General features: G+C 31.6%; 12 protein-coding genes and 1 tRNA gene. 11 read left to right on the top strand and 2 right to left on the bottom strand.

Annotation, left to right across the window (positions count from 1 at the left end):
* Positions 1-182 precede the first annotated feature (182 nt).
* The 3 genes from CLV91_RS13650 (at position 183) to CLV91_RS13640 (ending at position 4,154) form a co-directional block, all read left to right on the top strand.
* Complete coding sequence (locus CLV91_RS13650) at positions 183-1,667, top strand: xylulokinase (RefSeq protein WP_121068778.1); 1,485 nt, start codon at positions 183-185, stop codon at positions 1,665-1,667.
* Positions 1,668-1,682: 15 nt separating this feature from the next.
* A complete protein-coding gene (gene xylA, locus CLV91_RS13645; protein WP_121068777.1) occupies positions 1,683-3,008 on the top strand; it encodes a xylose isomerase in 1,326 nt (441 codons plus the stop codon).
* A 123-nt stretch (positions 3,009-3,131) separates the two neighbouring features.
* On the top strand, positions 3,132-4,154 hold the full coding sequence (locus CLV91_RS13640) for a LacI family DNA-binding transcriptional regulator (RefSeq protein ID WP_121068776.1): 1,023 nt from the start codon (positions 3,132-3,134) through the stop codon (positions 4,152-4,154).
* On the opposite strand, the gene CLV91_RS13635 is transcribed toward CLV91_RS13640, so the two are convergent.
* The gene (locus CLV91_RS13635; protein ID WP_121068775.1) at positions 4,151-5,560 is read right to left on the bottom strand and encodes an aldehyde dehydrogenase family protein; all 1,410 of its coding nucleotides are present in this window, start codon (positions 5,558-5,560) and stop codon (positions 4,151-4,153) included. The genes CLV91_RS13640 and CLV91_RS13635 overlap by 4 nt on opposite strands.
* 200 nt (positions 5,561-5,760) lie before the next feature.
* On the opposite strand from CLV91_RS13635, the gene CLV91_RS13630 reads away from it, so the two are divergent.
* From CLV91_RS13630 to uxuA, 8 genes are all read left to right on the top strand, one after another.
* Complete coding sequence (locus CLV91_RS13630) at positions 5,761-7,479, top strand: GMC family oxidoreductase (RefSeq protein ID WP_121068880.1); 1,719 nt, start codon at positions 5,761-5,763, stop codon at positions 7,477-7,479.
* A 4-nt stretch (positions 7,480-7,483) separates the two neighbouring features.
* Positions 7,484-8,200: a gluconate 2-dehydrogenase subunit 3 family protein gene (locus CLV91_RS13625; RefSeq protein ID WP_121068774.1), complete on the top strand. Its 717-nt coding sequence runs from the start codon at positions 7,484-7,486 to the stop codon at positions 8,198-8,200.
* 15 nt (positions 8,201-8,215) lie between these two features.
* The gene (locus CLV91_RS13620; protein WP_121068773.1) at positions 8,216-9,049 is read left to right on the top strand and encodes a sugar phosphate isomerase/epimerase family protein; all 834 of its coding nucleotides are present in this window, start codon (positions 8,216-8,218) and stop codon (positions 9,047-9,049) included.
* Positions 9,050-9,176: 127 nt separating this feature from the next.
* Positions 9,177-9,908, top strand: coding sequence for a M15 family metallopeptidase (locus tag CLV91_RS13615; RefSeq protein ID WP_121068772.1), 732 nt, complete (start codon positions 9,177-9,179; stop codon positions 9,906-9,908).
* Positions 9,895-10,830 (top strand): alpha/beta hydrolase, encoded by a 936-nt coding sequence (locus CLV91_RS13610; protein ID WP_121068771.1) that lies wholly within the window; start codon positions 9,895-9,897, stop codon positions 10,828-10,830. The genes CLV91_RS13615 and CLV91_RS13610 overlap by 14 nt, the downstream gene beginning before the upstream one ends.
* Before the next feature lie 61 nt (positions 10,831-10,891).
* Positions 10,892-10,965: transfer RNA gene (locus CLV91_RS13605), tRNA-Pro, on the top strand.
* 225 nt (positions 10,966-11,190) lie between these two features.
* Positions 11,191-12,444 (top strand): site-specific integrase, encoded by a 1,254-nt coding sequence (locus CLV91_RS13600; protein WP_121068770.1) that lies wholly within the window; start codon positions 11,191-11,193, stop codon positions 12,442-12,444.
* Complete coding sequence (gene uxuA, locus CLV91_RS13595; RefSeq protein WP_121068769.1) at positions 12,422-13,249, top strand: mannonate dehydratase; 828 nt, start codon at positions 12,422-12,424, stop codon at positions 13,247-13,249. Before CLV91_RS13600 ends, uxuA begins: the two co-directional genes overlap by 23 nt.
* Before the next feature lie 292 nt (positions 13,250-13,541).
* On the opposite strand, the gene CLV91_RS13590 is transcribed toward uxuA, so the two are convergent.
* Complete coding sequence (locus tag CLV91_RS13590; protein WP_121068768.1) at positions 13,542-14,411, bottom strand: AraC family transcriptional regulator; 870 nt, start codon at positions 14,409-14,411, stop codon at positions 13,542-13,544.
* Between the last annotated feature and the right edge of the window lie 117 nt (positions 14,412-14,528).

The raw sequence follows: 14,528 nt of genomic DNA, 5'->3' as shown, positions 1-14,528 counted from the left end.
GAAAATTTTCGTGAACAACGAAAATTTTAGTTAAGTTATTGTTTTTTAGGTTATTATGAAGTATGTTGAGTTGGTGTTAAGGTGTTTTTTTACTGTTTTATATATTGTATAAAAGAGAAAAGTATAGTGTTTATTTAGTCTTTAAATTATATTTGAGAAAAGTATTAACCATTTAAAAGTATATGTATTATATAGGTTTAGATATAGGAAGCTCTTCGGTAAAAGTAGCATTAGTAGCTATAGATACTGGTAAAAGTATTGGTGTTGTTCAAGAGCCAGAGACAGAAATGTCTATGTTAGCTATAAAAAATGGTTGGGCAGAGCAAAATCCTGAAGATTGGTGGCAGTACGCTTGTAAAGGTATAAAAGTAATCAAGAAAAAATACAATGTTTCTAGAACCCAAATAAAAGGTATTGGTATTTCTTATCAGATGCACGGTTTAGTAGTTGTAGATAAAAAAGGACAACCGTTAAGAGATTCTATTATTTGGTGTGATAGTAGAGCAGTAGCCATTGGAGATAAAGCATTTAAAGAATTAGGAGAAGAAACTTGTTCTTCAAAATTATTAAATTCTCCAGCAAATTTTACTGCTTCAAAATTAAAATGGGTAAAGGAGAACGAACCAGATATATATAAGAATATTTATAAGTTTATGCTTCCCGGAGATTATATAGCATATAAATTCTCTAATGTAATAAATACCACAATATCTGGATTATCTGAAGGAATATTATGGGATTTTAAGAAAGATAGTGTTGCAAATTTTCTTTTAGAACACTATGATTTAGATGCGCATTTGGTTCCAGATATCGTAGATACATTTGCAAATCAGTCTCAAGTAAATGGGCAAGGAGAAAAAGAAAGCGAATTAGCAGCAGGAACACCCATATTTTATAGAGCAGGGGATCAACCTAATAACGCATTATCCTTAAATGTATTAAACCCAGGAGAAGTTGCAGCAACAGGAGGTACTTCAGGTGTTGTTTATGCCGTAACAGATAGTTTGTCTAGTAAAGAGAGTTCTAGGGTAAATAATTTTGCGCATGTAAATTATAAAAAAGGAGAAGCACCAAGAATAGGTAAACTGTTATGTATAAATGGAGCTGGAATACAATATAGATGGTTATTAAATAATTTAGATGTTTCTTCTTATGAGGAAATGAATGTTTTGGCGTCTAAAATTCCTGTAGGTTCAGACGGTGTTTGTGTTATTCCTTTTGGTAATGGAGCAGAAAGAATGTTAAACAATAAAGAAATAGGAACAAGGGTAGTAAACCTAAATTTAAATAACCATACCAAAGCACATATTTGTAGGGCAGCTTTGGAGGGTATTGCCTTTTCTTTTGTTTATGGGATGGATATTTTAAAGACAGACGGAATAAAGGTAAACGTAATGCGTGCAGGGAATGATAATCTTTTTAGGTCCAAAATTTTTGCCAATACTATAGCCACTTTAATAGAGTATGAAATTGAAATTTATAAAACAACAGGGGCAATAGGTGCGGCAAGAGCTGCAAATTTATATTTAGGAGATTTTAAGAAATTTAGCAAATCTATAATGGATAATGATCATGTAATGACATTTATGCCATTAAAGGATAAAGAAGCCTATATAAAGGCATATGAAAATTGGAAACAAGAACTAGAGTTAATTACGAATAAATAAATACAAGCATATAAAATGGCAATACTAGGAGATAAAGAATATTTTAAAGGGATTGATGCAATTAAATTTGAAGGAAAAGAATCTGATAATCCGCTTGCATTTAAATACTATAATCCAGAACAAATAGTTGCAGGTAAAACAATGCGCGAACATTTTAAATTTGCAATTGCGTATTGGCATACATTCTGTGGTCAAGGGTCTGATCCTTTTGGGCCAGGAACTCAAAGCTTTGAGTGGGATAAAGCTGCAGACCCAATACAAGCAGCAAAAGATAAGGCAGATGCTGCTTTTGAATTCATTAGTAAAATGGGGTTCGATTATTTTTGTTTTCATGATTTCGACTTAATTCAAGAAGCACCAACCTTTGTAGAATCTGAAAAAAGATTAGTTACTATTACAGAGTATTTAAAAGAAAAAAAATCGGAATCTGGAATTAAATTACTTTGGGGAACAGCAAACTGTTTTTCTAATCCAAGGTATATGAATGGAGCTTCTACAAATCCAGATTTTAATGTTTTAGCTAGAGCAGGTGGGCAAATAAAGTTAGCCCTAGACGCTACTATAGCCTTAGGAGGAGAGAATTATGTTTTTTGGGGAGGTAGAGAAGGTTATATGTCTTTACTTAATACCGATATGGGACGAGAGTTAGACCATATGGGGCAGTTTTTAGCAATGGCTAGAGACTATGCACGTGCACAAGGCTTTAAAGGAAATTTCTTTATAGAGCCTAAGCCAATGGAACCTATGAAGCATCAATATGATTTTGATTCTGCTACTGCTATTGGTTTTTTAAAAGAATATGGTTTAGAGAAAGACTTTAAAATGAATATAGAAGTTAACCATGCAACTTTAGCACAGCATACTTTTCAGCATGAATTAGAGGTAGCGGCAAAAGCTGGTATGCTGGGTAGTTTAGATGCTAACCGTGGCGATTACCAAAATGGTTGGGATACAGACCAGTTTCCTAATAATATTCAAGAAACAACAGAAGCAATGTTGGTATTCTTAAAAGCTGGTGGTTTACAAGGTGGCGGAGTTAATTTTGATGCAAAAATTAGAAGAAATTCTACAGATTTAGAAGATGTTTTCTTAGCTCATATTGGTGGCGCAGATACTTTTGCGAGAGCATTATTAACGGCAGATAAAATTATTACTTCATCTGCTTATGATAAATTAAGAGAGGAACGTTATAGTTCTTTTGATTCTGGTAAAGGAAAAGATTTTGAAGCAGGTAAATTAAGTCTTCAAGATTTATATAAAATTGCACAGGATAATGGAGAGTTAAAATTACAAAGTGGTAAGCAAGAATTGTTCGAAAATATAATCAATCAGTATATATAAAAAAGACAAAAGCAGTTAAGGTTATGGTCTTAACTGCTTTTTTTAATTATAAGTTTAATGTATCTTTCTATCCTTCGTTAATTAGTTTTTGTGAATTCATAAGGCTATTATTAGAGTATTGTAATGAAAAAAATAACACTTAAAGATATTGGTAAGCATTTTGGGGTGTCTATTTCTACAGTATCTAAGGCAGTACGCGATAGTCATGAAATTAGCACAGAACTAAAATTAAAAATTCAAAAATACGCTAAGGAAAATAACTATAAACCTAATAAGGTAGCTCTTAGTTTGTTAAATAAGAGTACAAAAACAATTGGAGTAGTTATACCTAATATTCTTAATTATTTTTTTATTCAAGTTCTTTATGGGATAGAAAAAATTGCTAATGAAAAAGGATATAATATAATTAGTTGTATTAGTGATGAGTCTAATGAAAAAGAGGGTAAAACATTAGAAGTTTTAGATGCTGGTACAGTAGACGGGCTTATAATGTCTTTAACCAATGATTCCGATTTAAATAAAAATATTGGTTATTTACAAGAGATTGCAAGTAGCCAAATTCCTGTTGTTCTTTTTGATAGGGTTTCTGATGCTATAAACTGTGATAAAGTTATTGTAGATGATTATGAATCGGGTTTTAAAACTACAGAATATTTTATAAATATTGGGTGTAAAAATATAGCAGTAATTACGCCAATTGGTAATTCTAATATTGGAAAATTAAGAGTAGATGGGTATAAAAAGGCACTACATAAAAATGGAATTTCTTTTGATGAAGGAATGGTATTGAATATAGAGCCTAAACATGACTTAGATTTAGAAATGTCTTTTTTATTAAATTATAAAAAGATAGATGCACTTCTTTGTTTGGATGAAATAACTGCAGTAAAAGTTCAAAGCATAGTAAAAGAAAGAGGATATTCTGTTCCTGGAGATATATCTATAATAGGATTTACAAACGGTCAACTATCTAAATATGTAACCCCAGCAATGACTATGGTTAGCCAGCATGGTAAATATATTGGAGAAATTGCATCAAAAATGCTAATTAAGAGAATAGAAGAACCAGATGGTGGAGAACCTTTTGAAACTAAAGTTATAAAGACTAGTTTAATAGTTAGGGAATCTACCAAAAAAATAAATTAAAACCATCTTATAGCGCTGTAAATTAATTTCATTTTCTCCTTGGTATAAGGAGGGCACAAAAAATCTATAGCACTAATTGTATGTTGTTTTAATATAGAACGCATATTAGAAAATTCCTGAAAACCATAAATGCCATGAGCTTTTCCAATACCACTAGTATTGCTACCACCAAACGGTAAATTATGATTAGAATATTGTAAAACAACATGATTAATACAGGTGCTACCAGCTCTTGTGTTTTGTATAATAAAGTTTGTATTTTTTTTATTAGAACTAAACACATATAGAGCAAGAGGTTTACTTTTTGAGTTTATATAGTCTATAGTTTCTTCTATATTTTCATAAAAAATAATAGGTAATATTGGACCAAAAATTTCATCCTCAAGTAAAGAAGCATTGCTAGGTAAATTTGTGATAATTGTTGGGGATATAAAATTGTCTTCCGCATTTGTAACACCACCATAAGCAATAGTCGCATTTTTATTTTTAGCGTCGTTTAAATGGCTATTTAAGCGTAAAAAATGTTTTTTATTTATGATTCTACAATAAGAATTAGATTGTTTACTTTCTTCTCCATAAAATGTATCTATTTGGTTTTTTAAAGCAGATAAAAATTGTTTTTCTATTTTTTTGGATATTAAAATATAGTCAGGAGCAACACAAACTTGACCATTATTAATAAACTTACCCCAAGCAATACGTTTTGCAGCTTTTTCAATGTTGGCAGTTTCATCAATTATAACAGGAGATTTACCGCCTAACTCTAATGTTACAGAGGTTAAATTTTCTGCAGCAGTTTTCATTACAATTTTTCCTATTGCAGGAGATCCTGTAAAAAATATATGATTAAAAGGTAGTTTTAGTAGTTCTTGAGAAACAGTAGCATCCCCTTTAATTAAAGTAATTTCATTTTCTTTAAAAACATTTGCAATAATGGTTTGCATAATAGTAGAAGTAGCAGGAGACAATTCAGATGGTTTTATAATTACAGTATTGCCCGCAGCAATTGCAGAGACTAATGGACCAAAAGTTAAATTAAAAGGAAAATTCCAAGGGGATATTAATAAACAAACCCCTTTTGGTTCATAATGAATCCAAGAACTGGAGCCTATTAATGAAAATGGAGTAGTAACTTTTTGCTTTTTAGTCCATTTCTTTAAGTTTTTAATAGCAAATTTAATTTCACTTAAAACAGGGTAAATTTCAGTCAGTTCTGTTTCTGCTACTGGTTTTTTAAAATCTGAAAGTAAAGCATCACAAATTTGAGATCTATATGTTTTTTCTAATGCAAATTTTAAAGCTTGTAATTTTTTTATTCGGTCTTTGTAGTTAGAGTTTGCTATGTGTTGTTGGTTGTTTTTTTGTAAGGTAAATGCTTGCTGAAATTTATTTAAGAATTGGGACATAAGAATTTTATACGTGCTATTTAGTAGTACACAAGATAAAAATTGTTTTCAAATGGTAAAGTAAAAACACATGTAGGGTTTAAAAATAATGCTATTTGTTTTTGTATAAAAAAACTTTATAAAAGTTAACAACTGTTTGTTCAAGGTCTTTTTTATAAGTAAATAGTTGTAAATTGAAAGAATTAACTAATACGAAAAAAATGCAAATTAAAGAAACATCTAAAATTTATGATGTCATCATTGTAGGCTCTGGAGCCGGTGGTGGCATGGCCACAAAAATTTTAGGGGATGCAGGTTTAAAAGTAGCCGTCGTAGAGGCGGGTCCTTTTTTTGACCCCAAATCCCCAGAACAACAAACACAGCTAAAATGGCCGTATGAGTCTCCCAGACGGGGAGCAAGTACAGTAAGACCATTTGGCGATTTTGATAGCGCTTATGGCGGTTGGGAAATAGAAGGTGAGCCTTACACAAGAAAAAACGGGACAAAGTTTGATTGGTTTAGATCTAGAATGCTAGGAGGAAGAACCAACCACTGGGGGCGTATATCTTTACGTTTTGGTCCAGACGATTTTAAAAAGAAAAATATTGATGGGTTAGGAGATAATTGGCCCATTGGTTATGAAGATGTTAAGCCTTACTATGACAAAGTAGATAAACTTATTGGTGTTTTTGGAACCAAAGAAGGACTTAGAAATGATCCAGACGGATTCTTTTTGCCCCCACCAAAGCCAAGATTACATGAGCTTTTTTATATTAAAGGAACTAAAAAAAGTAACATACCAGCCATTCCTTCTAGAATGTCTATGTTGACTAAAAAAATTAACGAAGATCGTGGTGTTTGTTTTTATTGTGGGCAATGCGCAAGAGCTTGCCAAGTGTATGCAGATTTTTCTGCAGGTACATGTTTAATTTTTCCAGCACAGAAAAACGGAGGACAAATAGACCTTTTTGTAAACGCTATGGTTCGTGAGGTAACAACTAATGCAGAGGGGAAAGCAACAGGAGTTTCCTATATTAATAAAGAAGATAGAAAAGAATATAAATTAAAAGGAAAGATTGTTGTACTAGCAGCATCTGCTTGTAGTTCTGCTCGTATTCTTCTAAATTCAAAAAGTAAACAACACCCTAATGGATTAGGTAACAGCAGTAATATTGTTGGTAAATATTTGCATGATTCTACAGGTGCTAGTAGGTCTGCATTTATTCCAGATTTAATGAATAGAAAAACCTATAATGAAGACGGTGTAGGTGGTATGCATGTTTATACACCTTGGTGGTTAGATAATAAAAAATTAGATTTTCCTAGAGGATATCATATAGAACAATGGGGAGGCTTAGGAATGCCAAGCTATGGATTTGGATTTAATCCAAATGATTTAAATAAGTATATTGGAGAAAAAGTTGGTGGTTATGGGGAAAGTTTGCGAGACGATGTAAAAAAATATTATGGCTCCGTAATTGGTGTATCTGGTAGAGGAGAGTCTGTAGCAATGAAAGATAACTATTGCGAAATAGATCCAACTACTGTAGATGAGTTTGGAATACCAGTACTTCGTTTTCATTACAAATGGTCTAATTTTGAAATTAAGCAGGCCAAGCATATGCATGAAACCTTTGAGGAGATTATTCATAATATGGGAGGTCATATTTTACAAGATAGGCCTAGTAAAGAGCAAGAATATGGTTTGCTGGCTCCAGGTAGAATAATCCATGAAGTTGGTACTACAAGAATGGGAGATAATAAGAAGACTTCTGTGGTTAATAAATACCAACAATTACATGAAGCAGATAATGTGTTTGTAGTTGATGCTGGTCCTTTTGTATCGCAGGCAGATAAGAATCCTACGTGGACAATCTTAGCACTTTCTTGGAGAACATCAGATTATATTATAGAGCAATTAAAACAACAAAACATCTAGAGAAATGGACAGAAGAAAAAGTATAAAATCTATTATCCTTGGCTCTGTTGCAGGAGGTTTAGCTGTAAATGGTTGTAAGCCAGTATCCGAGGAGTCATTAATTGCACCTACTGTTAAGGTAGATGAAAAACATTTTGGAAGAACTCCTTTAGAGAAAGAGTTAATAGCAGAATTAAATGCAAAGACATTTTTTAACCCTCATGAGTTAGAAACTATAGAAGTTCTTTGTAACTTAATTTTACCAGCTACTGCAACTATTGGTGGTGCTTTAGAAGCTGAGGTTCCAGAATTTATTGAGTTTATGTCAAAAGATATACCAGAGTATCAACCAAAGTTAAGAGGTGGTTTAATGTGGTTAGATCATAAATGTAATACAGATTTTGGCTCAGAATTTAAATCATCTATAGAAACACAACAAAAAGAAATATTAGATGCAATTGCATACCCAGATATTAAAGTTCCTGAGAATAAAAGACCATTAGAAGTACAATTCTTTTCTTTAATCAGAAATCTTACGCTTACTGGGTATTATACCAGTAAAATAGGAATAGAAGATATTGGCTATAAAGGAAATACACCTAATATTTGGGATGGTGTTCCACAAGATGTTTTAGAAAAACATGGTGTTTCTTATAATGAGGAATGGATCGCAAAATGTATAGATCAAAGCAAGCGTTCAGACATTGCAAAATGGGACGAAAATGGAAATTTATTAACGTAATTAAGAATAAAGAATATGAAAATTAGTAAAAAGTATAGAACAGCATTAATATTAGCTTTAGGGTTTGGAACAATACAAAGTTCTGCTCAAGATATAGGGATACAGCTTTGGAGTTTAAGAAACCAATTTAAAACAGATATACCAGGTACATTATCTACTATAAAGAGCTGGGGTATTACTAAGATAGAAGGGGGAGATAGTTACGGAATGTCTTTTAAAAAATTTAATGGGTTGCTTAAAAAGAATGGTTTAGATATGGTCAGTATTGGAGCCTCTTTTAAAGAATTAGAAGACACTCCAGAAAAGATTTTAAGTAGCGCTAAAGCCTATGGAGCAAAGTATGTTATGTGTGCTTGGGTACCTCATAATGATAATGATTTTGCAATAGAAGAAACCAAACATGCTACAGAGGTTTTTAATAAAGCAGGTAAGCTATTAAAAGAAAATGGAATAACACTAGCATATCACGCGCATGGATATGAATTTAGACCGTATAAAGATGGGACTCTATTTGATTATATGATGCAGAATGCAGAAAATTTCACCTTTGAGATGGATTTATTTTGGGTGCAACATGGAGGAGAAGACCCTTTAGCGTTAATGAAAAAATACCCTAAAAAAGTTACATTACTACATTTAAAGGATATGAAAAAAGGAGTTGTAGGGAACAATACAGGGCATGAAGATGTAGAAACTAATGTAGTTTTAGGCACAGGACAAATTGATATTGCTGGTGTTGTTGCTGAAGCTAAAAAATTAGGAGTAGAATATATGTTTATTGAAGATGAGTCTTCTAGTGTAGTAGAACAGGTGCCACAAAGTTTAGAATACTTAAAGAGTTTAGAATAAAATAAGCGTTTAAATTTAGCATGAAAGCCAATTCCTATAGTTACTTAGGAATTGGTTTTTTGTTTTATACAATTTCTAAAAATAATAGTATCTTTCTATTTTTAACACACAATTTTTAAATATTAAAATGAGAGTATTAGCTATCCTATGTTTTTGTGTATTTTTCTCTTGTAAAGAGAAAGTAAAAGAGGTTAAACCAGGCGAAAATTTAAAGACAGCTATTGCGGATAGCATTAAAGAAGAAAAATCAATTTCTATTATAATTCCAGAAGAGCAAAAACTAAAAACGTTTAGTGGAGTTGCAGATTCTACTTTTATACGTTTGGCAGATTATAGTAATGATTTTGCATACGATATGCGTTATGCTACAGAGAACAACTTTCTAAAAGCAAAGGTGTATGATTGCGCGGAATGTTATACAAGAGCAAAAACAGCAAAAGCATTAATAGCGGCAAATAAAGAATTTCTTAAAAATGGCGTAAAAATAAAATTTTATGATTGCTATAGACCAAATTCTGTGCAGTATAAAATGTGGAAAATTGTACCAAATCCACAATATGTAGCAAACCCCAAAAAAGGTTCTATTCATAATAAAGGGGGGGCTGTAGATATTACTCTAGTAACTCTAAATGGGAAAGAACTAGATATGGGGACAGATTTTGATTTTTTTGGAAAAAGAGCGTATCATGATAATTTAGATTTACCAAAAGAGATTTTAGATAATAGAAAATTGCTAAAAGAAACCATGGAAAAACATGGTTTTTGGTCTATTAGAACAGAGTGGTGGCATTATAATTTAGGCTCTGCAAGTAATGATAAAATAGCTAATTTTAAATGGGATTGCAATGAAGTTCATTAGTATTAAAAGGTATTTAATTGTTGTTATGTCTTTAACTGTTTTTGGTTGTGCATCTAAAGAAAGGGTAATAGAACTTTGGCCAGAAGGAAAAATACCCAACCATATAAAAACGGAAGAGAAAGAAGTTCATGAACAAACTAATATTCTTAGAATTAAAAATGTTCAGACCCCTACTATAGAAGTTTTTTTACCTGATGAATCAAATGCTACTGGCAAGGCTATGTTAATTTTTCCTGGAGGAGGCTATGGTTTATTGGCGTACGATTGGGAGGGTACGGATATTGCTAAATTTTTAAATAACCATGGTATAGCAGGTATAGTGGTTAAATACAGATTACCGTCAGATAAAACACAAACTAAAAAACATACGGTACCTCTTATTGATGCTCAGAGAGCTATAAGGTTAGTTCGAAGTAGGGCGGAAGATTGGAATATTGATAAAAATGAAATTGGTATTATTGGTTTTTCTGCTGGTGGTCATGTAGCATCCACATTAGGAACGCAGTATAATAAAAATGTTTATGAACCTATAGATAAGATAGATGAATTAAGTGCAAGACCAGACTTTATGGCGTTAATTTATCCTGTGATAACGATGGGAGAAAAAACACATAAAGGCTCTAAAAAGAAATTGTTAGGGGAAAATCCTTCGGAGGCTTTGGTTAATGCGTATTCTAATCATCTACATATAAATAAAGAAACACCTGTAACTTTTCTTGTGCATGCTATAGATGATAAAGCTGTACCTAAAGAGAATAGTGAGTTTTTTCATGGGCTAATGTCTACACAAGGAGAAGGTATGTCTTCTTTATACCTTTATAAAAAAGGCGGACATGGATTTAGTTTAGCTAAAGAAAAGCCACATTTAAAGGAATGGTCCAAAAAATTAATTAGTTGGGTAAATGAATTAGAATCTGATTAAATTTTTTTAATAATACTATTTAAGTCTTTAACAACTTTAATATTTTTGCTAATTATAATTTCGGGATGTAGCGCAGTCCGGTAGCGCACTCGGCTGGGGGTCGAGTGGTCGCAGGTTCAAATCCTGTCATCCCGACAAAAAGGGTTCTAAGTAGAATCTAAAAATATCTAATCAAATGATTTTCAATGAATTGAATATTTTTTGATTTCATTTGATTGGCATTAATATCAAAACAAAAGTTACCTATTCGGTTACCTATTTTGAACCGATTTTTTTCATTACATTGTAACTACTTAGCGTTTGACTTTCGCTTCGATTTGACTTTCGTAAACAAATCGAGTATTCATTAAAAGCGAGAACATGCAGACTTCAAGAACTTTCAGTATTCATTTTTGGTTGAATTTAGCCAAGAAAAAAGATGATTTAGCCCCCATTTATGCGCGAGTAACAGTAGATGGAAAGCGTGCAGAAATCAGTTTAAAACGAGAAACATCGGTTACCTATTGGGATGCCAAATCCAAGAAAACAAGCTCCAGGACACCCGAAGGTAAGGAGTTGAATGCCTATTTGGATCAAGTAAAGGCTAAGTTGTTATTGTGTTATAAGCAGTTGACTTCTGGTTTTGAGTTAGTTACTTCTAATTCTGTAAAGGCTAGGTTCGTCGGTCAAGACGAGGAACACAAAACTCTATTGGATTTAGTGCTCTACCATAATGAAAATATGCAGGGTAAACTGAAAGAAGGAACCTTAAAAAATTATTACACTACCGAAAAATATTTAAAACGATTTCTCATTAAGAAAAAGAAAACAGCCGATATCTATTTAAAGCATTTGAATTACAGTTTCATTATCGATTTTGAGCAGTATTTAAGAAAAGGTCCTTCACTTCAAAATACTAGCCCATTAAATAATAATGGTATAATGAAGCATTTGGAAAGACTTCGTAAATTAATGAATTTTGCCATGGACTTGGAATGGTTGGACAAAAATCCATTTGCACGTTATAAACTTAAATTCAGTAAGTATAAAAAGGAATTTCTTTCCAAGTATGAACTAAAAGATTTTAGAGAGGCAGTAATTGATAATAATGGGCATCAGATTGTTAAAGATGTTTTTTTGTTTGCCTGCTATACGGGATTATCATATACTGATGTTAAAAATTTGAACGAGTCAAATATATTTAAAGGAATAGACGGTGACTATTGGATATTTACCCGTCGTGAGAAGAATGAACAACCTGTAAAGATTCCATTGTTTGATATAGCATGGGATATTCTAAAAAAATATAGTTCTTATTCGGAAAAGAATAATGGACAATTATTACCAGTATATTCTAATCAGAAAGTAAATGTGTATTTAAAAGAAATAGCTAGTTCTTTAAATATCAATAAAAATCTAACCTTTCATTCGGCAAGGCATACTTTTGCAACCACAGTAACACTTTCAAATGGAGTTCCTATTGAAACTGTATCAAAATTATTAGGTCATACTAAAATTTCAACTACTCAAGTTTACGCAAGGGTTTTGGAAAAAAAGATAAGCGATGATGTAAGACTTTTAAAAGAAAAGTTTCGTGTTTCATTTAGGCAAGATGACGGGATTAGAAGATGGTAGTATGGCTCTACGATTTGATAAAGTTGAAATGGCAATTTTTGAAAAATATATTATGAATGTCGAAGTGATAGAGGAAGCTTATACTTCGAATATATTAAAGAGGGCAGAGATACTTTTTTCAGAAATGACAACTAAAGAAAAGCATAACTTGCAAGAAAGGATTTTAATGGGACTTCCTGGAATTGTAAATGATTTAACAATACCGGTTTTTAAAATAATGATTGCACAATATGATAATTTATCACATTCAGATTTGAAGAGGAATTTATCCTATTTTCTAAAGGAAGTTATACCAGTCTGCGAGGAAAATGACATGACTATGGGAATCCATCCGGGCGATCCACCAATAGATATAATGGGCTTGCCGAGGATTATTAAATCAGAACAAGATTTGGAAGATTTGGTAAACTTTGTGGATAGTCCTGCAAACGGAATTACATTTTGTACGGGTGCTCTAGGTGCAAATCCTGATAATAATTTGCCAAAAATGATAAGAATGTTTGGTGATCGTATTCATTTCATACATCTCAGGAATGTTAGGCTTGAAAATAAAGGCAGTTTTTTTGAAGATAACCATTTGGAAGGTTCAACAGATATGTACGAAGTGGTCAAAGCTATTATTGAAGTTGAAACGAGACGAGGCTTGCATCTACCCATGCGTTCTGATCATGGACATCAAATGTTAGACGACCTAAAAGATATTAATGTTTATAGTGGTTATTCTGCAATTGGTCGTTTAAGAGGTCTAGCAGAATTAAGAGTTTTGGCTTTGGGTATTATAAAAGTCAACTATAGAAATTTTTGACTTTGCCCTAAATGAGTAATAAAAGGTGAAACAAGTGTGTATGTTACTCTAACTTTTTATAAGGTGAAATTTCCCCGATCTAATTAATCATTATCTCTGTTGATTTTAATATGAGTCTACTAATAATAGGATATTAACAAGAATAGAAATAATTAGTATGATAAAAAAAGATTTATGACTTTCTACTTGATAATCAATATTTAGCTAATCTCTATCATTGGCTGATTAAAACCAAAGGTTAATTAAAATCTTTTAAATTTGATTTATAGTCCACCAGACCTATAAAAAGGTATTAAATACCTGTAATAGCCTTTTTATACTTTAAAGGCAAAATACCCTTTATTTTTTTAAACGTTCTTATGAAATGAGAGGTATTATTAAAACCAGATTTATAACCTATTTCAGCCATGCTTATTTGTTCTTCAAGCATTAATTTACAGGCATAATCTAGGCGTAATTGATTTAAAAAAACCTTAAACGTTTTACGAGTATGTTTTTTAAAATACCTGCAAAAAGCATTAGGGGTTAAGTGGGCAATTTCAGCAAGTTGATTAACTGTAATATCTTCTGTAAAATTATTTGAAATATAATCGATAACCCTATTTAGTCTTTTTAAATTTTTGTCATTTGTAAATTGATTAGCCAGAGCTGTACTTAGAATAATTTTATCCTTATCGTCACTTAAAACATTTAATATACTTAAAAACTCTACAACTTTTTGTGATTCTGATAATTTTTGAAGCTCAAATAATTTTTTTTTTATGTTTTTAGTTGTCTTTTCGCTAAATAAAAGACCTTGTTTAGATTGAACAAGTAAATGGTTTATTTTTTGCATTTCAGGTACATTCCAAAAGGGTATCCCTAAAAAATTAAAATCAAAATGAACCACTATAGCTTGGGCTTTTAAAATAGAAGCATTTGAAAAATATTCTGGGTCATTCTTCCAACAATGCGGTAATAGTGAACCAGCCAAAACTAATTCTCCTGGTTTAAATCGCATCATGCTATTACCTATAAACCGTGTCCCAACACTTTTTACAATGTATGTAAGCTCTAATTTATGGTGAAAATGAAATGGATTATAAAAAAAAGGAACAATTTCATTAGATATATATAATGAAGTGTTGGTTTTTTTTGGTACTTGAATAAATTGTGGCTTCATATAATTGCATAAATTACCCAAAAATATTTATTTTATATTAAAAACTGGGTAGTTTAGTGTAATTTTTAGCGATAAAACATAAATTATTAGAAGAAGTATTTAATAATTTTATACCAA

The organism is Maribacter vaceletii (assembly GCF_003634105.1).
GTDB classification, from domain to species: domain Bacteria; phylum Bacteroidota; class Bacteroidia; order Flavobacteriales; family Flavobacteriaceae; genus Maribacter_B; species Maribacter_B vaceletii.
The sequence above is the reverse complement of the archived record's forward strand: the minus strand, read 5'-3'. Positions and strand labels throughout refer to the sequence as shown.